The sequence below is a fragment of the Caniella muris genome (assembly GCF_943193035.1).
Lineage (GTDB): Bacteria > Actinomycetota > Coriobacteriia > Coriobacteriales > Atopobiaceae > Granulimonas > Granulimonas faecalis.
The window spans coordinates 1,272,976-1,293,218 of record NZ_CALPCK010000001.1; the positions used below are offsets into that span (position 1 = coordinate 1,272,976).

Genomic DNA, 20,243 nt, shown 5'->3' on the forward strand with positions numbered 1-20,243 from the left:
ACGCGGGGAGTGCCGGCGCGGGCCGCGAGGCCTCAGTCGCGCGAAACGCCACCGGAAAGCACACGGTCGGCGTCGGTGACGGCGCGGAGCGGCCGGCACGGGTTGCCCGCGGCCACGACCCCGGGCGGCACATCGCGGGTGACCACCGAGCCGGCGCCCACCACGGAGCCGGCGCCCACGGTCACGCCGGGCAGCAGGCACACCTTGGCGCCGATCCACACGTCGTCGCCCACCGTGATGGGGAGGGCCCGCTCCCAGCCCGCGTTGCGCTCCTCGGGCACCAGCGGGTGGCAGGCGGTGTAGAACCCGCAGTCGGGACCCACGAAGACATGGCTCCCCAAGACGATGGGGGCGCCGTCCATGAAGTAGGCGCCGTGGTTGACGAAGCACCCGTCGCCGAGGGTCACGTTGGACCCGTAGTCCACGGTGAGGGGCGCGAGCACCTCCACGGCCGCGCCCACCGAGCCGAGCACGGCGCGCATGAGGGACTCGGCCCTCTCGGCGTCCGCCGGGTCGCAGGTGTTGAAGGCGTGGCAGGCCGAGGCCGCCCGGCGACGGGCCTCGAGGAGCTCGGGGTCGAAGTTGGCGTCGTACCAGAGGCCGGCGGCCATGCGCTCGGCGTGGGTGGCGGTCGCGGCGTCCATGATGCTTCCTCTCTGTAGAAACGGCGGTCGCGGCGCTCAGGGCCGGCGCGGGCCCCGCACCGCTATACTATGGGCCATGCGTGTCCGGCAGGGGCGGGCGACACCATGTCCCGAACCTGGTCAGGACCGGGAGGTAGCAGCCATAAGGGGCCTCTGGTGGGCGCCCGTTCCCGCCTGGCACGCAGCGCGCCCCTCGAGCCGTGCGGCCCGGGGGGCGCTTCCGTACCGATTCGCCCGAGGAGCGCCATGGACTTCATCGCATTCATCGCCGGCCTGCTGCAGGACCCCATGGCGGCCATCCAGGGCTGGATCGCCCAGGGGCCCATGGTGGCCGTGGGCTTCATCTTCCTGGTGGTGTTCATCGAGACCGGCGTGGTCTTCATGCCGTTCCTGCCCGGCGACTCCCTGCTGTTCGCCGCCGGCGTGCTCTGCCACGGCGAGGCCGGCCAGGTGCTGCCCATCTGGGAGCTGCTCCTGTTCGTGTGGGCCGCCGCCATCCTCGGCGACCAGTGCAACTTCTTCATCGGCCACTTCCTGGGCCGACGCATCATCGACAGCGGCCGCATCAAGGCCCTCACGCCCGAGCGCGTGGCGCAGTCCGAGGCCTTCATGGACAAGTGGGGCGGCGTCTCCATCTTCCTGGGGCGCTTCTTCCCCTTCATCCGCACGTTCGTGCCGTTCCTGGCCGGCGTGGGCGGCATGAAGTGGCACCACTTCTTTGGCTTCAACGTGCTCGGCGGCATCGTGTGGTCGTCGCTCTTCACCCTGCTTGGCTACTTCTTCGGGCAGATCCCCGCGGTGCAGGAGCACTTCGAGCTCGTGGTGGTGGGCATCGTGCTCATCTCGGCCATCCCCGCCGTTGCCGGCCTGGTGAAGGCGCGACTCTCCCACCGCAAGGAGAGGCGGCTGGCCGAGGAGGACCGGGACGACGAGTAGGCGGGCCGCGGACGGGCTGGGGCCCGGCCCCGGGACGGCCTGCCCTCGTGGCGCCTCTCGGCACCTCCTCCCTCCGCACCCCTCTCTTCCCCGCCCCTCTTCCGCACCTGAATGCGGTCGAGGGCGACCCTCTTGGCACCTGAACGCACCTGGGGGCGGATTTCGCGCACCTGAACACGAACGAGAGCGGGCCCGGCGCCGATGCGGCAGCCGGACCCGCCCTCAACCGTGTTCAGGTGGGAAGTCCCCCCCTGCCCCCGAGGTGGGAGGTCCCCCCTACCCCCGCCAGCGGCGGACGAGGACGAGGGCCGTCCCCGCGACGAGCACCGCGGCCGCGGTGAGCGCGGGCAGCGGGGTCGCCGCGTCGCCCGTGGCGGGCAGCACCGAGACCGGGCGCACGTCGCCGGAGGCGGCGGGGTCGGAGGAGCCGCCGGTGTCGGGCAGCGGAGCGTCCGGGGCGCCGGGCGTCGAGGTGCCGCCGTTCTCGTCACCGGGCGGGTCGACGGGGTCGGGCACCTTCTCGAGGAGCACCTCGACGGAGTGGTGCTCGCCCACGTCCTCGAAGGTCCACCTGCCGGCCTCCAGGAGGTCGGGGCGCTCCACGCCGTCGACGATCACCTTGGCCACGCGGTAGCCCGCGGCAGCGCTCCACTCCACGGTGTAGGAGCCGTGGCGGTCCACCAGCGCGCCCGCCGTGATGGAGCCCATGCCGCCGGAGAGCGAGGTCTCCACGCGCAGCTGCTCGGGCGCCTCCCCGGGGGCCGTGCGGGACGGCACCTCGTCGTCGCCGGGGGCGTGCCTCTCCACCACCAGCGTGACCCTGTCGCCGTCCTGGAGCGTGCCGGCCGGGATGGTCGCGGTTCCCGTCTCGGGGTCCACGGGGAACTCGCGGTCGCCCACCACGACCTTGACGGGCACGTAGCCCTCGGGGACGTCCCAGGTCACGGCCACGTCCTTCGTGGGGTCGACGACGCCGTTGCCGGGGGCCGCCGGGTCACCGGGGTCGCCCACGGTGACGGTGCCGGGGCCGCCCTCCACGCCGGGGACCACCTGGACGAGGCCGTCGGCGGCGAGGGAGTCGGGGTTCACGGGGTCCTCGCCCTCCTTGGCGAAGTACACCTTCACCACGTGGTCCTCGGCGATGCCGGAGAAGTCGAGGGCCATCCCGGCGGCGCCGGCCTCACGGGGGTCCAGGGAGGGGTCGGGGAAGACCGGCGTCGCGGCGCGCGCCTGCCGGAACACGCCGGCGCCCTCGAAGCGCGCGGCCTGCACGAGCGACCCCGCGGCGGCGTCGCGCTCGTCGTAGTACACCGTGCCGTCCACCTCGATGTAGGTGATGCGGGAGCCGGCGTCCGGCGTGCCGAAGACGTCGCGGTAGCCCTGCCCCTTGAACACGGTGCGCGAGGGCGCGGCCGTACCCGGGCCGAAGGACTGCACGGACACCCGGTAGACCACCGGCGACAGGGAGACCACGACGTCCTTGTCCTCGCGGATGTTGTCCAGGCCGATCTCGCGGTCGGCGGGGCCGGCGGCGGGAAGGCCGTTGACCGAGACGCCCGAGACCTCGTAGACGGCGTAGTCGGCGGAGTCCACGTCGGGCGTCGTCTGGATCACCGGCTCCCAGGCCACATGGTAGGAGCCGCCGACGCCCACCGTGGCGCCTCCGGTGATGCTGCCGGGGCCGCCCTCGATCCGGGTGGTCACGCGCAAGTCGTCCGCCCGGAGCGACGGGGCTCCGTCGGCGCGCTCGGTGTAGACGTCCACCACATGGTTGCCCGAGATGGACGAGAAGGCCACGGAGCCCCGCGCGACGGCCGCGTCGTCCAGCGGGACGCCGTCCACCCAGACGGCGGAGACGCGGTAGCCCTCGGCCGCGGCCCAAGAGACCAGGCCGTCCCCGCCGGGCTCGAGCACCTGGGATGGGCTCGTCTCGGCGCCCGCCCCGTAGGTGTTGACGGTCACGGTGTAGAAGCCCGAGGAGGACGAACCCGCGATGACGGGGTTCCTGGCCAGGGTGACCACCACCGTGTGGTCGGCCGAGAGGGACGGGAGGTCCAGGGAGGTCGACGCCGGGTCGACGGCCCGGCCGTCCAGCTCCACGGAGACGACGTAGCAGTCGGGGCCCGGCGCCCAGGTCACCCGGCCGTCGGCGCCGGGGGCGTAGGCGGTCGTGGGCGTGACGGTGGCGCCCTGGGTGGCGCCCTCGAGGCGCGTGGTCACGGTGAAGGCCGCGGGGTCGTCGGACTGCCCGGGGTCGGGCGTCACGACGTAGGTGACCTCGGCCACGTAGTCGGTGCCGTCGGGGTTGGGGTAGGTGACCTCGACGGTGTACTCGCCGGGCTTGGTGGGGTCGATCTCATCGACGGGCACGCCGCCCTTCTTGATGACCGTCACGGGCTCCACGCCGTCGGGCAGCGGCGGCACCGTGCCGCCGGTGGGCGCCGGGCCGTCGGGGCCGAAGGTCTCCCACACGAGGCGCTCGACATCCTCGGGCGCCACGGGGTCGGGGGTCGGGTCGGCCGGCTTCACGGGCTCGGTGACGGAGACGGGGTGGCCGTCGGTGACCACCACGGTGCGGCGGTCGGTCACCCGCAGGGACGCGGGCACGAGGGTCACGGAGTAGTTGCCGCTCGGGGTCACGAGCGTGCCGTCGTCGCCGGTCAGGAGCCTGTCGAAGGAGAACGAGAGCCCGTAGGTACCCATCTGCGGGCGGGCGTGGCTGAGGGCCAGGCCGCCGGCCGTGCGGGGGCTGAAGGAGACGGCGCCGAGCTCGTCCTCCAGGGTGTCGCCCGGCGCGAGCATGTTGGCGGGCCACGCCACGGGCCAGGTGTGCCCGGCACCGTCGGCGGCGGTCCCGGTGGCGGAGGCGGCGTCGAAGACGGCGGCGTCGGTGTGGGCGGGCTCGGTATCGGGCGCGTCGGGGTCGACGAGCGCCACGTCGCGCACCCAGGTCGCGGGGCTCGCGGCGGGGTCGGAGAACCAGCGGCTGGACACGGTGAGCGGGCGCGGCGTCACGGTGCCCCTCACCGTGAGGTCGCCGGCGTCGCTCAGGCCGGGCAGACGGTAGTCGGCGGCGTCGGCGCCCGCCAGGCGCGCCCCGTGGAGGACGAGGTCGCGGGAGCCGGCGTCGGCCGAGGAGAGCTCGGCCGCGTCGAACTCGAGCCAGACGGAGGCGCCGGGGACCGTGCCGTCCGAGACGGAGACGCGGCCGCCCTCGAGGTAGGGCGAGCCGTCGTAGACCTTGGTCCAGCGACGGGCGGACACCTCGACCGTCTCCCCCGTCTCCGGGTCCTGGGTCTCGAAGGCGCCGGGGCCGTCCGGGTCGGCCGGGACCGTGGCGTCGAGGGCTTTGGGCCGGATGGTGAAGGTGGCCGTGCCGGGGACGTAATCCTGGATGGTGGTCCCGGAGGCGTCCACGCTGTAGACGCCCGAGGAGGTCACGCGGTAGGTGCCGGCGTGGAAGGGCTCGCCCTCGGCGTTGGCCTCGTCGGGGCGCAGGTCGCGCCAGCCGCCGGGTGCGGAGGCGTCGCGCACCTGGTAGACACGGGTGACGGCGGCGGGCGTGACGCCGGCCTCCTGGTTGTTCGCGTCCATGTGGTGCGTCTTGACGTCGGTGTCGCCGTTGACGTTCTCCCGGACCCTGAGGGGGTCGCCCACGGTCACGTCGTCGGCCTCGGTGGTGATGGTGCGGCCCGTGGGGTCGACCACGATGTCGACCTTCACGTAGACGTCCACGGTGGCATCGGCGCCGCCCTCGCCGTCGCCCGCCTCCTTGTCGCCCGGCATGTCGCCGTACTCGATGATGTAGGGCAGCGGATAGGTGCTGTCGGGAAGGTCGTTCCAGCGGCCGTCGCGCGCGGAGTTGCCGAAGTCGACCGCCAGCTGCATGTACTTCTCGTTGCCGGCGGACTGGTCGGGCTGGCTGGAGGCCCAGAGCATGAACATCTGCTCGCCGGTCTCGGGGTTGGTGGCCGGGTACCAGCGCTGGCCCGTGGAGGCGTCGCCCATCTTGAGGCCGGCCTCGGGTCCCGAGACCCAGTAGTAGGCACTCACCACACCGGCGCCGTTGAACGTCCGGCTGTCGGCCCAGCGGGTGGGGACGCCGACGTTGTCCGTGCGGTAGTTCTGCGCCCAGTCGCTCGTGCGCTGCGTGTAGGCGTCGTCGGTGGTGCCGCCGATCCAGGTGTCGGTGTGCACCAGCGAGAAGACGAAGTCCTGCTCGGCCTGGCTCGTGACCGTCACCAGGTAGCCCTGCATGCCCATGTAGGCGTGCTCCTCGGCGCGGCGGAGGGCGGTGGACCAGCCGGTGCTGTCGCGGCCCACCTCGTAGTAGTGGCCGTTGAGCGAGTTGTAGTCGCGGGTGGTGCTCACCGGCGCCAGGCTGGCCACGATGCGGAGGCCCTTGGTGTTGGTGTTGTCCGCCAGCTGGACGGTGAGGTAGCGGGAGAGGAACTCCTGCCACTGCTCGGCGGTGGCGCCGCCGGCCTGCGTGTAGTTGATGGAGCGGTTGCCGTGCTTGTTGCCGCTGTAGCGGACGAAGCCCGCGGGCAGCGCCTCGCTGTTGTTCTGCTGGTGGGCCGAGTTGAAGTAGATCTCGTCGGCGGCGGTGATGCCCGTGGTGAACTGCACCGTGATGCTCTGGAACTTGGCGCCGGCGGGCTCGGTGGTGACCTTGAGGTCGGGGAAGCTGTAGGTGTTGGCCAGCCCGTCGACAGGCGTGGCGGCGCCGGCCTTGATGAAGAGCTGGACGTCGTCCTGGTTGGCGCGGGTGGCCGTCACGGGCACGACGTCGGCGAGCCCGGCGGCGCGGACCGCGACGGGGGCGACCGGCGACACGGCGACGAGTGCCGCCAGGGCCGCGGTCGCGAGCAGGCGGAGCGGCCGTGCGGGCAGGGCGGTGCCGGAGGAAGGGTCGGTGCGTTTGAAGGTGCGTCTCATGGTGTGCCTCTTCCCGAGAACCTTGGCTTGCGACCACCGGTACGGGGAGTCCGGTGGGCATTATCCAAATTCATCTGAAAGAGTATAGCGCAGAGTACCTATTTTTCTCCCATTCCGGGAGGGCGGGGCGTCATGCCGGCGGGGCGTGGCGCGGCCACGGCCGGGCCATCCTCCGCGTGGCCGGGTCCTCCCCCGGCATCTCTCCCCTGGCACCCCCGTCACCTGAACGTGATTGAGGGCGGGTCCGGTAGCCGTATCGGCGCCGAATCCGCCCTCAACCGTGTTCAGGCGCGGTAAATCCGCCCCCAGATGCGTTCAGGTGCCGAGAGGGTCGCCCCCAACCGCGTTCAGGTGCGGAGAGGGGGTGCAGGGAGGGGCCGCAGGCGCGGAGGGGCCACAGGCGCGTGGGGCGGCGGGTGCCACAGGTGCCGAGAGGGGCGACGGCGCGTCAGGCCTTGAGCAGCACCTTGTCGTCGGCGAGGTCCGTGCCGGCCGTGGAGCGGAAGAGCTCGAGGAGGTCGTCCACGTCCATGGAGGCGCGCTCCTCCCCCGAGACGTCGGCGACGATGCGGCCGTCGTGCATCACGAGGGTGCGGGTGCCGTGGGCCAGGGCGTCGCCGAGGTCGTGGGTGACCATGAGGGTGGCCACCCCCTGGTCGGCCACGATGCGGTCGGTGAGCTCGAGCACGCGCTCGGTGGCCGCCGGGTCGAGGGCGGCGGTGTGCTCGTCGAGCAGCAGCAGGCACGGGTTGCCGATGGTGGCCATGAGCAGCGTCACGGCCTGGCGCTGGCCGCCGGAGAGCGCGCCCACGGGCACGTCCATGCGGTCCTCCAGGCCAAAGCCCAGATCGCGCAGGCGCTCGGCGATGAGCTCGCGCTTCTCGCGGCGCATGGCCGGCCTGAGGGCGCTGCCGCGCTTGGAGCGGCCCAGGGCCAACGCCACGTTCTCGGCCACGGTGAGGCTGGGGGCGGTGCCCATGAGCGGGTCCTGGAACACGCGGGACAGCACGCGGGCGCGGCGGTAGTCGGGGTCGAACGTCACGTTCCTGCCGTCGATGGACACGAGCCCGGCGTCCGGGGTCACCGAGCCGGCGATGACGTTGAACAGCGTGGACTTGCCGGCGCCGTTGGAGCCCACCACGCAGGCGAACTCGCCGGCCCCCATGGACAGGTCCACCCCGTCGAGCGCCCGGTGGGCGACGTTGGTGCCGGGGTTGAAGGTCTTCTCGACACCGCGGACCTCGAGCATGGCCATGTCACTCGCCTCCCTTGAGGGCCTGGGCGTCCTCGGCGAGCAGCCGTTCCATGGCGCCCTTGGCCTTGATGCGTACGGAACGCTCGCCCAGGGCGGCCCTCACCGAGGGGACGGCCATGAAGGCGCCCACGATGACGGCCGAGACGAGCTTGAGCGCGTTGGCGTCGATGAGGTTCACCGACAGCGCGAGCTGGATGATGAGGCGGTAGGCCACCGACCCCGCCACGGCGCACACGAGGCCGCGGGTGACGGACCGGCGGCCGCCGAAGACCTCGCCGATGATGACGGAGGCGAGGCCCACCATGACCATGCCGGTGCCGCTGGAGAGGTCGGCGAAGCCCTGGTACTGGGCCAGCAGCGCGCCGGTGAGGCCCACCATGGCGTTGCCGAGGGCCAGGCCGCCCACCTTGAACGCGTTGGTGTTGATGGAGCTCGCGCGGCTCATGGCCTCGTTGTCGCCCACGGCGCGCATGGCGAGGCCGGCCTCGGTGCGGAAGAACCCGGCGAGGGCCGCCACGGCCACGGCCACCACGAGCACGACGAAGCCCATCTTCACGGCGTCCACGGTGGCGGCGCCGCCGAGGGCGGAGACGATGGGGTCGAAGCACCGCACGGTGGACAGCAGGCTCACGTTGGGCGCGCCGAGCACGTAGATGTTCACGGAGTAGAGGCCCGTCATGGTGATGATGCCGGCGAGCAGGGGGTTGATCCGCGCCTTGGTGACGAGGAGGCCGGTCACGCAGCCGGCCAGGGCGCCGGCCGCGCAACCCACGGCGAGGCCCAGGTAGGGGTGCCCGGCCACGGTGAGCACGGCCGAGCAGGCCATGCCGAGGCCGAAGGAGCCGTCGACCGTGAGGTCGGCCATGTCGAGGACGCGGAAGGTCACGTAGACGCCCACGGCGAGCAACGAGTACTCGAAGCCGAGCATGAGGGCGTCGAAGAGAACCTGCAGGGTCATGGGGAGATCCTCCTGGGGAGACGCGGGCGCCCCGCCGGAGGGACGGGGCGCCGGGGGTGCGGGGCGCAGCTAGTCGATGACGCGGTAGTCGCCGGAGTCGGAGACCTCCACGCCGAGCGCCTTGGCGGTGGTGCCGTTAACGGCGTAGTCGTCGGAGGCGAGCACCTCCACGGGCATGTCGGCGACGGGGGTGCCGGTGAGGGCCTTGATGGCCATGTCGGCGGACTTGGCGCCGAGGGTGGTGTTGGAGCAGGAGACCGACTCGAGGGCGCCGGACTGGACCATGACGGGGTCGGTGCCGAGGACGGGCACGCCGGCCTTGGTGGCGGCCTCGGTGAGGGCGGTCATGGAGCTCTGGACCACGGAGTCCACGGGCACGTAGATGGCCGTCACGTCGGAGGCGAGGGCGGCGCCGGTCTGCTGGACCTCGGAGCTGTTGGTGACGGTGCGGACCTCGACCTCGATGCCGCGGCCCTTGAGGTACTCCTCGGCGGCCTTGGCCGTGACCTCGGCGTTCTTCTCGCCGGAGCAGTAGAGGATGCCCACCTTGCCCGAGAGGGCCTTGGGGTCGAGCTTGTCGGCGAACTCGAAGATGGCCTTGACGTCGGAGGTGTTGGAGGTGCCGGTGATGCCCTTGTCGGGCTTGTCGAGGTCGGCCATGAGGCCGGCGGCCACCGGGTCGGTGACGCTCATGAAGACCATGGGCGTGGCGATGCCCGCGTTGGCGCAGGCCTGGGCGGCCGGCGTGGCGATGGGCACGATGACGTCGTAGTCGGAGGACTTGAGCTGGGCGGCGATCTGGTTGAGGGTGGAGGTGTCGCCCTGGGCGTTCTGGACGTCGTAGGTGACGTTGTCGTAGCCCTGGGCCGCCATCTCGTCCTTGAAGCCGTTCATCATGGTGACGAAGGCGTCGTTCTCCACGACCTCGACGAAGCAGACCTTGACGGGGTCGCTCTTGTCGCCGGTGGAGCCGGCCTCGTCCTGGGCCGAGGTGGCCTGGCCGCAGCCGGTGAGCGCCACGCCCAGCGCGAGGCAGAGCACGAGCGCGCAGATCAGGCCGCCGCGGAGGCCGCTCTTGGGAAAGCGCTTGGGGTCGGGGGTCGTCGGGTTCATCGCTCGCTCCTTTCTGGGTCCGGTGGCGCCGGACCCGTGGGGCGGCCATGAAAAAGCGCTCGCCCCCGGTCTGGATCGGACTCAAGGACAAGCGTCTCGACGTCGAAACACCTGCGGTGCCACCTTGATTGACGGAGGAGGTCTCCGTCCTCTTTGCGGGCGCGTGCACGCCCTGCTCTGTAACGGGAGCTCCCGTCGCGGCTTCCACGCTGCTGCGCTTCTCCGCGCCCTCGGCGGGTCCATTATGCCGTCCTGCCACCACCCGCATCTCAGCTGCACGGGCTCTCTGTAGGCGCTTGGGGCGGTTTTACTTCCGCTTCGTCGGTTTGGGGTACCGGTATTCGGTTGAGAAGGACTCTAGACCCGGCCCGGCGCGCCTGTCAACGGGCGCGGTCCCGCTTTACCGAGTTGAAACCCAGCTGGGTCCCCGAGGCGCAGTTGGCTAGAATCTTGTCGTCACACGCACCCGACCACCCCCGAAACGGACCCACCCATGCCCCACTCCAAGCCCAAGCGCCCCGAGGCACCCGCCGAGAAGCCCGCGTTCCACGCGAGCTACGAGCTCACCAGCCTCATGACCCAGGAGGCCACGAGCCTCCTCGTGCCCGGCGGCGCCACCAACCCCGCCTACATCGCCTGCGCCGTGTGCCTCGTGGCGCTCGTGGCGTTCTGCTTCCTCGTGCCCGACGCCAACCCGGCCGTCGCCGTGGCCGGCGCCATCGTGTGCGCCGTGCTCCTCGTGGTGGCGGGCCGCTGGGGCGACGCCGTGGCCCGCCGCGTGGCGGCCCAGGGCTGGAGCGCCGTGGCGCTGCCCGAGGACGCCCGCCGCGTCACCGTGGACGTCTGGCCCGACCGCATCGAGGTGGTCCGCGCCGACCGCGACGCCGAGGTGACGCCGCTGGCCGAGGTCAAGGACGTCAAGCACTCCGACTCCATGATCGTGGTGCGCTTCCGCGACGGCTCCCTGGCCCTCATCCCGCGCCGCGCCCTGTCGCTCCAGCGCTTCCGCGCCTGTCTGGCCCTCGTCGAGTCCCGCGGCTCCTCCGAGGGGCGCTGACGACCGGGGCGTCCCTCCAAACCGTACGAGAAAGGGGGCCCATGGCCCGCTCAAAGCAGTCGAAGAAGGGGAAGGCGGCGCCCCTCCCCAAGGGCGTGCCCACCGACGCGCCCCTCGTCAACGAGACGCACCTCACCAACGACATGGTCAAGGAGGGCTGCCGGCTCACCACCTCGGCGGTGCTCCGGCTCGTCTACTTCGCCTTCGGCATCGCGCTCGGCGTGTTCGCCCTGGTGTGGCGGCTCGCCTTCGGCGCCGACACCCTCGCGTTCGTGCTCGTGCTCCTCGTGGGCCTCATGACCGTGTGGCAGGGCTCGCGCCTGCCCATGGAGAGCGCCCGCCGCATGATCTCGCAGCTCGACAAGGCCGGCGAGGCCTCCCGCGACCGCGTGTTCTACGCCACCGAGGAGGGCCTGGGCGTCAAGGTGGGCGACGGCCCCTTCAAGGTGTTCCCGTGGCGCGCCTTCAACCGCGCCGTGGCCACGCCCACCGTGTGCTGCCTCACCATGGCCGGGCAGTCGGCCCTGGTCATCGTGGCCATGGACGGCTTCGTGCGCGGCGGCAACGCCGAGTTCGTGCACTTCGTGGGGTCCCACGTGGTGGAGCCGGACCGCGGCGCCTTCGTGCGAGGATGCGAGAAGGTGTGCCGCACGCTGGACGGCTGGGGCAGCGTTCAGGCGGCCCAGCGCGAGCGGGACGCCGCCAAGAAGGAGGCCCGTCGGCAGAGGAAGCAGGCGCGCCGCGACCGGCGCCGCTAGGAGGAACCCATGGCAGCATCCGAGAGCATGCCGGCGATGAGCGCCGGCGACGTGGTCTACGAGTCGACCCTCGTCGTGGACGAGCCCCTGCTGAGGGAGCTCGTCTCGGCCAAGGACCGGTCGATGAACAAGCGCGACGGCCTGGTCATGGCCGTGGTCTGGGCCGTGGTCCTGGCCGCCTACATCTGGGGCACCGTCGCCGCGGGCGTCATGACGGCGTGGGGCGTCGTGGCCGGCGTGGCCATCCTGGCCCTGCTCGGCTGGTCGGTGGCCCTGGCCGTCACGGGCTTCACGCTGTTCTGGCCCAAGCGCTCGTGGCGCAAGACGGCCGACCACTGGTTCGCCCGCCACGGCGTGGGCACGGGCAACGACCAGCGCTGCGAGCTGCGGTCGAGCGCCTGCCTGTCCGAGGCCCGCTGCTGCGTGCTGCGGGACGGCCGGCCCGCGGGCTCCGTGGCCAAGCCCTACAAGGCCTTCTCCCACGTGGAGGAGACCGAGCACCTGGTGGTGCTGGTTGCCGGCGACGGCGAGGTGGGCAGCGTGCTGCACAACATGTTCTCGCCGTCCTACGCCGACAAGCTCGCCGAGCGCGCCGACCTGGAGGACATTTGCTGGGACAAGCGCACCCTGCGGGGCGGCACCCCCGAGCAGCTGGTGGAGTACCTGGAGCGCAAGGTGGGTGCCCGGTCCTAGGGCCCGTCCCATCACCCGGACACTTCTGTCCCAATGGTCGGGCACTTTTGTCCCATCACCCTGTCCCATCACCCGGGCACTTCTGTCCCACGCCACCGTGGCGCGATGCGGTCTCCGGCATGGGTTTTGTCGCCTCTCGGGCCGGAAACCCATGCCACAGGGGCCTCCGGCATGGCCGGCCCTCCCCGCCGCCACCTGCCGTCACCCGGGCACCCCTGCCCCCCGCGCGACCGGCGACCTTCCGCAGGGTCCCCGATGCCCGGCGCGCCCCATCGGCTAGAATTGTGGAGTTTGCATATCACGGCAGCACCCAGGGAGAGGACAGGCCTGTGAGCGACAACGAGAGAACCGAACCCGTCTACGTGACCACCGGCATCGCACTCACACCGCGCATCCTGGCAGGCATGCTCACCGGCGGAAAGTCCATGGGCGTCAACTGGGCGGCCAAGTTCGCCGAGATCGGCGACGCCGACGTCTTCGAGAACGCCTCCAAACCCACCATCGTGGAGCCCCTCGGCACCGACGGCGACGACATCCTCGCCGCCCTCCTCCCGCCCCAGATCCTCGTCGAGATCACCGCCGACGAGGCCGCCATCGACCACGTGCGCGACGGCGAGTGGCCCGAGGCCCTCCTCGACGAGGTGACCGCCCAGTTCTGCGAGAACGAGGAGCTGGCCGAGCAGGTCTACGAGCGCTGCACCCGCCTCATGTCCGGCGCCGACGTCGTGGCCTTCCACTGGAACGCCAACTACATCATCCACATGCTGTCGGTGGAGAACCTCGACAACGCCTACGTGCGCAAGGTCGCCCAGTTCTACCAGCGCTTCTCCGACTCCGACCCCGTGGGCGGCCTCTTCGCCCTGTTCATGCTCGCCCTCCTGGGCCCCGCGCGCTTCGACCGCGTGGTGACCGCCCTCGGCGGCTCCCTCGGCCTTTAGCCCCGGCCGCCCAACGCCGCCCCGGCCGTCCGGCACCCGCCCGGCGCCGCCGCCCGCACACACCCAAGCCGCGCCACACGAAGGCGCCCGCCGCAGGAACCTCCCACGGCGGGCGCCTTCCTCATCGCACGTCCCACGCCGGCGCCCCGGCGACCCGTCACTGGTCGATGGGCCACTCCCGGCCGGTCTTCTCCCAAGCCGACCAGTCGTTGACGTCGCCGGTGATAGCCCACTCCTTGATGGCCGTGTACACGTGCCTGTCGCCGATCACGGACGTGGCGTTGTACAGGCGCGTGCGCTGCTCGTCCTCGCCGATCTCGTCGATGGCGCGGCCCCACTCGCCGTAGCCCTCGTCGCCCATGATCTTGAGCAGCGTGGCCGGCAGGTCGCGCTGGCTCACGGGGGCGTGGCTCACCTTGAGGGGCTCCGCGTCGGCCTCGGCCGACTGCGCCGGCTTGATCATCAGGAAGGGGCTCGAGGGCTCGAAGATCTCGTCGGCCAGGTACCACTCGCCGTGGTCGGCGGTGATGATGACGGTGGTGTCGTCGTAGACGCCCAGGCGCTTGAGCTCGTCGAGGTACGCCTGCACGATCTTGAGGGAGCCGCGGATCTGGTCCACGAGGTCGGTGGTGCCCTCCTCCACGCGCTCGCCGTCGACGCTCAGGGTGATGGGGCTGTGGGCGCCCGACATGTGGATGAGGCGGTAGGTGCCCTTCTCCCCCTCCACGGTGTCGCCGACGGACAGGCCCGTGGTCCGGAGGGTGTCGAGCATGGCGGCGTCGTCGAGCTTGAACGGCGTCTTGTCGCCGGCGTCCCCCTCGCCCACGAGGCTGCCCACCACATCGCCGGAGTAGAACCAGAACGGCGGCTTGAGCGCCCACGGGGCCTCGCGGTAGAGCGAGCACTTCCAGAGCTCGGTGACCGTGGGCCAGAACGGCGCCTCGAGGTCCACCCGGTGGACGTTGCCCACGCGGCCCACGAGGGAGGCCGTGCCCTGGGGCATGTCGGTGGCGTAGACGTTGACGCCGTAGCCCGCCCCCCGCATGGCGTCCACGAGGTTCTCCTCGGAGTACCACTCGGCGATCTTGGCGTTGTCCCAGACCTCGTCGCCGTCGTCGAGGTTCTGGCCCGTCACGAGCGAGCTCATGGCGTAGCGGGTGGGGATCATGACGCCCGACGTGTTGGCGTAGCGGGTGAAGCCCGTGAAGCCGTCCAGGGCGTCGGGGTAGCGCACGAGGGTGTGCTTGTCGATGAACGAGTTGTCCAAAGTGTCGAGGACGATCATCACCACGTTGTCCTTGCCGGACAGCTCGTACATGCCCTCCGTGGTCACGAGGGGCTTGCCGTCCCACACGGTGCTCTGGGACTCCGCGGCGTCGAGCACCTGCTGCTGCTCGTTCCACGTGGTCACGAGGCCCACGGACTGCACGGCCACGAGCACCACGGAGAGCACGCAGGCCGCCGTCTTGGCGGAGCGGCCCTTGAGCAGGGCGAGGGCCGCGGCGCCGGCCACGAGGGCCACCCACACGAGGGACGAGACGAGCGTGATCTTGGTGTAGTCCTCCCAGGCCACGGCCTTGCCGTCGGCCACGGGCAGGCCCGTGTTGAGGAACGCCGACTGCACGAAGCAGGCCACGGACAGCGCCGCCACCACGGACACCGCCACGGTGAAGCCGCGGCCGCGCACGAGCGACAGGAGCAGCGCCCCGCCCGCGGCGAGCGCCACGGCGAAGCCCACGAGCGGCCCGAACAGGGGCCCGACGCCGAAGGTGAAGCTGTCGAGGCTCGTGGCCACGATCTCGAGCGGCGTCACGACGCCCAGGGTGTAGACGAGGCAGCCCCAGGCGACCAGGGCCAGGAGCAGGCGCGGCAGCCACCGCACGTTCTGGGGGCGGTTGGGCCCCACGAGGGCCTCGTCGGCCGTGGCGGCGGCGTCGGCCTCGGCGAGGAGCGCCGCGGCGCCCGGGGCGGACGGGTCGATCTCGTGCACCTCCGGGTCGCGCACCTTGTCGCGGTTCTCGTCGATCTTGAGCAGGGCGAACACCCGGCGGCGCACGCGGCGCCACACGACGCCGACCACGGCCGAGAGGGCCACGGCCACGCCGGCCAGGGCCTGGATGGTGTAGGTGACCACGGACGGGTCGACGTAGGCGAGGGCCGGCGTGGGGGCCAGGGCCAGGGTCACGCAGGCGAGGGCCCAGACGCCGTCGAGGGCGAGGCGGGCCAGGGTGCGGCGGGTCTTAGGCCTCACGGCTTCCCTCCTTGGGGTCGATGGCCGCGGGGGCGACGGCGGTGTCGCCCGCGGCGGGTCTGGCGTCGGCCGCGCCGGTGCGGCGGGCCTGGGCGGAGAGCACGGCGTCGAGCAGGTAGCGCCCGGCCACCTCGCCGCCGCGCCCGTGGTTGAAGACGAAGCCGTCGTAGACGTCCTCGATGACGCGGCGCCAGTGCTCGGGCCGGGCCACCATGGAGTGGGCCACCTGCCCGAGGGAGCCGATCTGGTCCACGGCCACGCTGCGGCCGATGCGGTTGCGCAGCGATATGTCCGTGGGCTCGAGCCCGATGTCGCGCCAGTTGGGGTTGCCCACCTTCATGGGGGTGTCCACGAAGACCGTGGGGCGCCCCGTGGTGAACGAGTACTCACACGAGATGGACGACCAGTCGGTCACGAGCACGCTGGCGTCGAAGATGGACCCCTCGCCGGAGAAGTCCTCGAACGACACGGAGCCCGAGACGTCGGCGAGGCGCCCCTTGAGGGCCTCCCAGCGGGGGCCGTAGCGCTTGACGTACTCGGGGTGCGGGCGCACCACGACGGAGAAGCCCGCGTCCACGAGGGAGCGCACGGCCTCCTCGCCGCAGAGGTCGAGGAGGTTGTCGTCCTGCCACGAGGGGGCCACGAGGGCCATGGGCCGGCCGGTCGGGGCCGCCGCGGCCGGGGCCCCCCTGAAGTGGCGGCCCCGCACGGGGGCCGGGGCGCGGTCGCGGAACTCGGCGCGCTCGCGGTCGAGCAGGTCGTAGCCCACCTCCACGAGGTTCTTGGCCGGCACGCCGCGCAGCCGCTCGGAGGCGCGGGTCTCGGCCACCTGGTGCGGGCCCACGCAGAAGATCGTGTCGTAGTGGTCGTGGCAGTTGGCCGCGCCCACAAGGTGCATCGATGTCATGTGGTGCAGCATGTCCACGTACTCGATGTCCTGGCGCACGTAGGAGCGCTTGAGGTAGTAGTTGTCGAGGTCGGCCAGGGAGGCCACGAAGACGTCGCAGTCCATCTTCATCATGAGGGTGATGAGGCGTTTCTCGCCCACGTAGTAGGGGATGAGGCGCGGCTGGGTCTCGTGGATCTTGAAGACCTGGTCGTCGGGGTCGTTGGTGATGTAGTGGATGCGCACGTCGGAGTGGGACAGCAGCCACTCGATGGCGCCGCGGAAGTACTTGTAGAAGCCGCTCCCCTCGGAGTAGAAGACCAGCGACTTGTCGATGACGTCGTTGAAGCGGGCGATGTCGGCGCGCTCGCGACGGGCCAGGGGGTCCGGCCTGAAGCGCGACCCGGCCCGCTTGTTGAGGTTCTCCAGGGCGGCGAGCTCCTCCTGGGAGGCGCGGAGGGCCGGGTAGTCCACGCGCTTCCTGGGGTCCATGATCGCGTTGCAGGCCAGCTGCACGCCGATGGCCATGAGGTTGGAGCAGATCCAGTAGAAGACCATGCCGCTGGCCACCGACACGCCGAGGACAGCCGACAGCGCGATGGACAGGCCGTTGGTGGAGGCCTTCTCGGCAGCGGACTGCTCGCGCTGGAGCGGGTTGATGTGGTTCTGGGCGAGGCCGAGGGCGGCCGAGGAGAGCGCCGCCAGCACCGGCATGGCCCACGACCAGCCGCCGTCGCGGATGGGCACGAGGCCGAGGAGCTCCGTGCCGGGGGCGCCGGAGGCCGTGATGGAGCGGATGACGTCCACCAGGCCGAACAGGATGAGGATCTGGATGGCCAGCGGGAGCATGGAGAGGAGCGGGTGATAGCCGTGCTCCTTGTAGAGGGCGTTCTGGGCCTCCCCGATGGCCTCGCGGTCGCCGAAGTACTTGACCTTGATGGCGTTGACCTGGGGCAGCAGGCTCACCACGAGCAGCGAGTTCTTCTGGCACCAGAGAGAGATAGGCATGAGGATGACCTTGGTGACCACCGTGAAGAGGGCGATGGCCACCCACCAGTTGCCGGTGAGGCCGTAGATGGGGTCCAGAACGGCCCCGAAGAGGTCGGCGAGAATCTGCAGCACCGCGGTCCTTGTCGTCTGGGGTGGGCGTGATTTGAAAAAACCTTTCAGATAATACGTTTCTGCGCGCAGCTCCATAGAAACTGCGCTCAGAGCTCACGCCAACGGCCAGGAAGCCCCCGCCAACGGGGACGGGGGCAGAGACGGGATACCGGGCCGGCCTGTCACACCGAAAAGGCCGCGTCCAGCTGCGCCGCCGTGCGCTCCCAGGTGAAGCCCGTCTCCACGCGGTCGCGGAAGGCGGCGGACCGGCGTGCGCGCTCCTCAGCCGGCAGGTCCGCCAGGCGCGAGACGGCGGCCGTGACCTCGTCGGCCGTGACGCCCGTGACCTCGCCCCACGAGGAGTCGCCCAGGACGTCCTCCACGCCGCCCACCGGCGAGATCACCGGCAGGCAGCCCCAGGCGCCCGCCTCCAGGAGCGACGTGGCCATGCCCTCGGAGCGCGTGGGCGACACCAGGCAGTCGGCGCTGGAGAGCAGGGCGGAGACGTCGGCGCGGTCCAGGCGCCCCACGAGGCTCACGTTGGGCAGGTAGTCGGCCACGGCGCGCACGTGGTCGTCCTCCGGGCCGGCCCCGGCCATGACGAAGGAGACCTCGGGCAGCAGCCGCGCGGCGTCGAGCACGGCGAGCGGCCCCTTCTCCACGACGAAGCGGCCGACGAAGCAGGCCATGAAGGTGTCGGGCGCGATGCCCAGCTCGCCACGGAAGTCGCGGCCCGAGGAGCCCTCCCGGAAGGCCGGGGCGTCGATGGCGTTGCTGACCACGGCGTCCGTCTCGATGCCGAAGTGCGCCAGCCAGCGGCAGGCCGCCAGCGACACGCCGGCGAACGCGGGGCGGGCCGCCTTGACCCGGGAGGTCACCAGGTGCTCCCAGCGCTCCACGAAGGCGTCGGCCGCCGGGATGCCGAAGGACAGGTGCGCGCTGCCGTGCTCGAGCACCACCGAGGGCACGCCCTTCTCGGCGGCGTAGCGCAGCCCCTCGAGGGAGTGCGGGTAGAAGCGCGCGTTCACGAGCACGCGGTCCACGTCCTCGGCGAGCAGGCGGTTCCAGATGCGGCGGTAGGCGCCGTCCTTGACCGTCACCGGCAGGCGGCCGTCCAGCAGCTGCGCGGCCGGCAGGCGGACCACCTGGAAGCCGTCGCGGTCCTCCCGGGCCGGCGCGTCCTTGCGCGCGGACGCCACCACGGTCACCTGGTGGCCCTCGTGGACGAGCTCGCGGGCGAGGTTGTCGGTGAAGAGCTCGACCCCGCCCAGGGAGGGCAGGTACTGGGCCGAGAAGATCGCGTAACGGTGCGGCGCCATGGAAGCGGACCCCCTAGTCTCAGAGCCGGCCCCGTGCCGGCCCGTCCATCGTGGACCTTGGACGAGGGGTATGGTACTGAGAAACCCGTTGCCCATGCAGGCACCATCGCGCCTGCGGCTGGAAGGAGCCCCATGGCCGCCCGCAGATACCCCGGAGACTCGCTCGAGCGGCTCCAGGCCGAGATGACCCGCATACTCTCCGTGTTCGACGGCGTGTGCTCCGAGCTGGGCCTCACCTACTTCGTCGACAGCGGCACGGTCCTCGGCGCCGTCCGTCACGGCGGCTTCATCCCCTGGGACGACGACGTGGACGTGGCCATGCCCGTCGACGACTACCGGAGGTTCCTGCGGGAGGCGCCCGCCGTGCTGCCCCGGGACCTGTCCCTCCACACGTGGGACAACACCGAGAACTACCCGATGCTGTGGGCGAAGCTCTGGAAGGACGACACCCTCTTCGTCGACCGGCCGTGCCGGGAGGCGGGCCTCCGGCAGGGCATCTTCATCGACGTCTTCCCCTACGTGCCCCTGGACGCCGACCCCGCGGCGGCCCGGCGGCAGCGGCGGCGCATGCTGGCCTGGCAGCGGGTGAGCTACCTCAAGTACATCGCCCACCCCAACAACGTGCCCAACGGGGCGGCCCGGGCGGCCTGCGCCGTGGCCCACCAGGTGGCGCGGTTCGTGCCCAAGGGCCTCATCGGCCGTCGCTTCGAGGACGCCTGGGCGTGCAAGACGCCGGGGGACACCTGGATCAACCCCTGCTACGCCCAGGGCGCCCCGATGCCCGGGGAATACCTGCTGCCGCCGCGGCCCATGGAGTTCGACGGCCTGACCGTCATGGGGCCCCACGACCCCGTGGCCTACCTGGAGAGGAAGTACGGGGACTGGCAGGCGCTCCCGCCGGAGGACCAGCGGTTCACCCACGCCCCCGAGGAGCTGGACTTCGGCGCCTAGGACGCCTGCCCCTGGGGGAGGCGGCTCTCGGAGAACAGGTCACGCTTGATCTGGGTGGTGGACACCTCGGGGGTGCGGGGGACGTAGACCACGTCCACGCCGCGGTCCTCGAGAAAGTCGAACCTCCCCTCCCAGTCGTCCCCCATCACCAGGGTGTCCACCTGGTACTTCTCGCAATCCGTCACCTTCTGGTCCCAGGAGTCCTCCGGGATCACCAGGTCGACGTAGCGGATGGCCTCCAGCAGCTGCTTGCGCCGCTCATAGGGGAAGTAGGTCCTCTTGCCCTTCTCGCGCTCGTTGAACTCGTCGGTGGAGAGCGCCGCCACGAGGTAGTCCCCCTGGGCCTTGGCACGGCGGAGCAGGTTGATGTGGCCGTAATGCAAGAGGTCGAAGGTGCCGTAGGTGATGACCCGCTTCATGGAGGTCTCCATTTCTGCATCAGTTT

The 20,243-nt window shown here is 71.4% G+C and carries 15 protein-coding genes and 1 other RNA gene; 7 read left to right on the forward strand and 9 right to left on the reverse strand.

From position 1 onward, the window contains the following. Positions 1 to 32: 32 nt before the first annotated feature. Entirely contained in the window at positions 33 to 644 is a 612-nt protein-coding gene (locus tag NFR49_RS05550; protein WP_251158643.1) for a sugar O-acetyltransferase, read from the reverse strand. 84 nt (positions 645 to 728) lie between these two features. Here NFR49_RS05550 and ffs point away from each other — a divergent pair. Both ffs and NFR49_RS05560 read left to right on the forward strand, forming a co-directional pair. Beyond that, positions 729 to 824: signal recognition particle sRNA small type (ffs, locus tag NFR49_RS05555), an RNA gene on the forward strand. Between the two features lie 66 nt (positions 825 to 890). Beyond that, the gene (locus NFR49_RS05560; RefSeq protein ID WP_251158644.1) at positions 891 to 1,580 is read left to right on the forward strand and encodes a DedA family protein; all 690 of its coding nucleotides are present in this window, start codon (positions 891 to 893) and stop codon (positions 1,578 to 1,580) included. A gap of 276 nt (positions 1,581 to 1,856) precedes the next feature. On the opposite strand, the gene NFR49_RS05565 is transcribed toward NFR49_RS05560, so the two are convergent. The 4 genes from NFR49_RS05565 to NFR49_RS05580 all read right to left on the reverse strand — a co-directional run bounded on the left by NFR49_RS05565 (position 1,857) and on the right by NFR49_RS05580 (position 9,844). Further along, a complete protein-coding gene (locus NFR49_RS05565) occupies positions 1,857 to 6,518 on the reverse strand; it encodes an LPXTG cell wall anchor domain-containing protein (protein WP_251158645.1) in 4,662 nt (1,553 codons plus the stop codon). A 448-nt stretch (positions 6,519 to 6,966) separates the two neighbouring features. Continuing rightward, positions 6,967 to 7,773: an ABC transporter ATP-binding protein gene (locus NFR49_RS05570; RefSeq protein ID WP_251158646.1), complete on the reverse strand. Its 807-nt coding sequence runs from the start codon at positions 7,771 to 7,773 to the stop codon at positions 6,967 to 6,969. Position 7,774: 1 nt separating this feature from the next. Then, positions 7,775 to 8,731 carry an ABC transporter permease gene (locus NFR49_RS05575; protein ID WP_251158647.1) on the reverse strand — a complete coding sequence of 319 codons (957 nt, stop codon included), beginning with the start codon at positions 8,729 to 8,731 and terminating at the stop codon, positions 7,775 to 7,777. A 69-nt stretch (positions 8,732 to 8,800) separates the two neighbouring features. Next, positions 8,801 to 9,844, reverse strand: a complete 1,044-nt coding sequence (locus NFR49_RS05580; protein WP_251158648.1) for an ABC transporter substrate-binding protein — start codon at positions 9,842 to 9,844, stop codon at positions 8,801 to 8,803. A 493-nt stretch (positions 9,845 to 10,337) separates the two neighbouring features. Here NFR49_RS05580 and NFR49_RS05585 point away from each other — a divergent pair, with 493 nt between their 5' ends. The 4 genes from NFR49_RS05585 (at position 10,338) to NFR49_RS05600 (ending at position 13,290) form a co-directional block, all read left to right on the forward strand. Then, entirely contained in the window at positions 10,338 to 10,901 is a 564-nt protein-coding gene (locus NFR49_RS05585) for a hypothetical protein (protein WP_251158649.1), read from the forward strand. A gap of 41 nt (positions 10,902 to 10,942) precedes the next feature. Further along, positions 10,943 to 11,659, forward strand: coding sequence for a hypothetical protein (locus tag NFR49_RS05590; RefSeq protein WP_251158650.1), 717 nt, complete (start codon positions 10,943 to 10,945; stop codon positions 11,657 to 11,659). Between the two features lie 9 nt (positions 11,660 to 11,668). After that, positions 11,669 to 12,352: a hypothetical protein gene (locus NFR49_RS05595; protein WP_251158651.1), complete on the forward strand. Its 684-nt coding sequence runs from the start codon at positions 11,669 to 11,671 to the stop codon at positions 12,350 to 12,352. A gap of 329 nt (positions 12,353 to 12,681) precedes the next feature. Continuing rightward, a complete protein-coding gene (locus NFR49_RS05600) occupies positions 12,682 to 13,290 on the forward strand; it encodes a hypothetical protein (protein ID WP_251158652.1) in 609 nt (202 codons plus the stop codon). A 157-nt stretch (positions 13,291 to 13,447) separates the two neighbouring features. Here the strand turns inward: NFR49_RS05600 and NFR49_RS05605 are convergent, their stop codons facing one another. The 3 genes from NFR49_RS05605 to NFR49_RS05615 all read right to left on the reverse strand — a co-directional run bounded on the left by NFR49_RS05605 (position 13,448) and on the right by NFR49_RS05615 (position 18,847). Beyond that, on the reverse strand, positions 13,448 to 15,541 hold the full coding sequence (locus NFR49_RS05605; RefSeq protein ID WP_251158653.1) for a sulfatase-like hydrolase/transferase: 2,094 nt from the start codon (positions 15,539 to 15,541) through the stop codon (positions 13,448 to 13,450). After that, complete coding sequence (locus NFR49_RS05610; protein ID WP_251158654.1) at positions 15,531 to 17,549, reverse strand: YidC/Oxa1 family membrane protein insertase; 2,019 nt, start codon at positions 17,547 to 17,549, stop codon at positions 15,531 to 15,533. Before NFR49_RS05610 ends, NFR49_RS05605 begins: the two co-directional genes overlap by 11 nt. Before the next feature lie 161 nt (positions 17,550 to 17,710). Beyond that, complete coding sequence (locus NFR49_RS05615) at positions 17,711 to 18,847, reverse strand: glycosyltransferase family 4 protein (RefSeq protein ID WP_251158655.1); 1,137 nt, start codon at positions 18,845 to 18,847, stop codon at positions 17,711 to 17,713. A 132-nt stretch (positions 18,848 to 18,979) separates the two neighbouring features. Here NFR49_RS05615 and NFR49_RS05620 point away from each other — a divergent pair, with 132 nt between their 5' ends. Continuing rightward, positions 18,980 to 19,798: a LicD family protein gene (locus NFR49_RS05620; RefSeq protein ID WP_251158656.1), complete on the forward strand. Its 819-nt coding sequence runs from the start codon at positions 18,980 to 18,982 to the stop codon at positions 19,796 to 19,798. On the opposite strand, the gene tagD is transcribed toward NFR49_RS05620, so the two are convergent. Continuing rightward, complete coding sequence (gene tagD / locus NFR49_RS05625) at positions 19,795 to 20,217, reverse strand: glycerol-3-phosphate cytidylyltransferase (protein ID WP_251158657.1); 423 nt, start codon at positions 20,215 to 20,217, stop codon at positions 19,795 to 19,797. The genes NFR49_RS05620 and tagD overlap by 4 nt on opposite strands. Between the last annotated feature and the right edge of the window lie 26 nt (positions 20,218 to 20,243).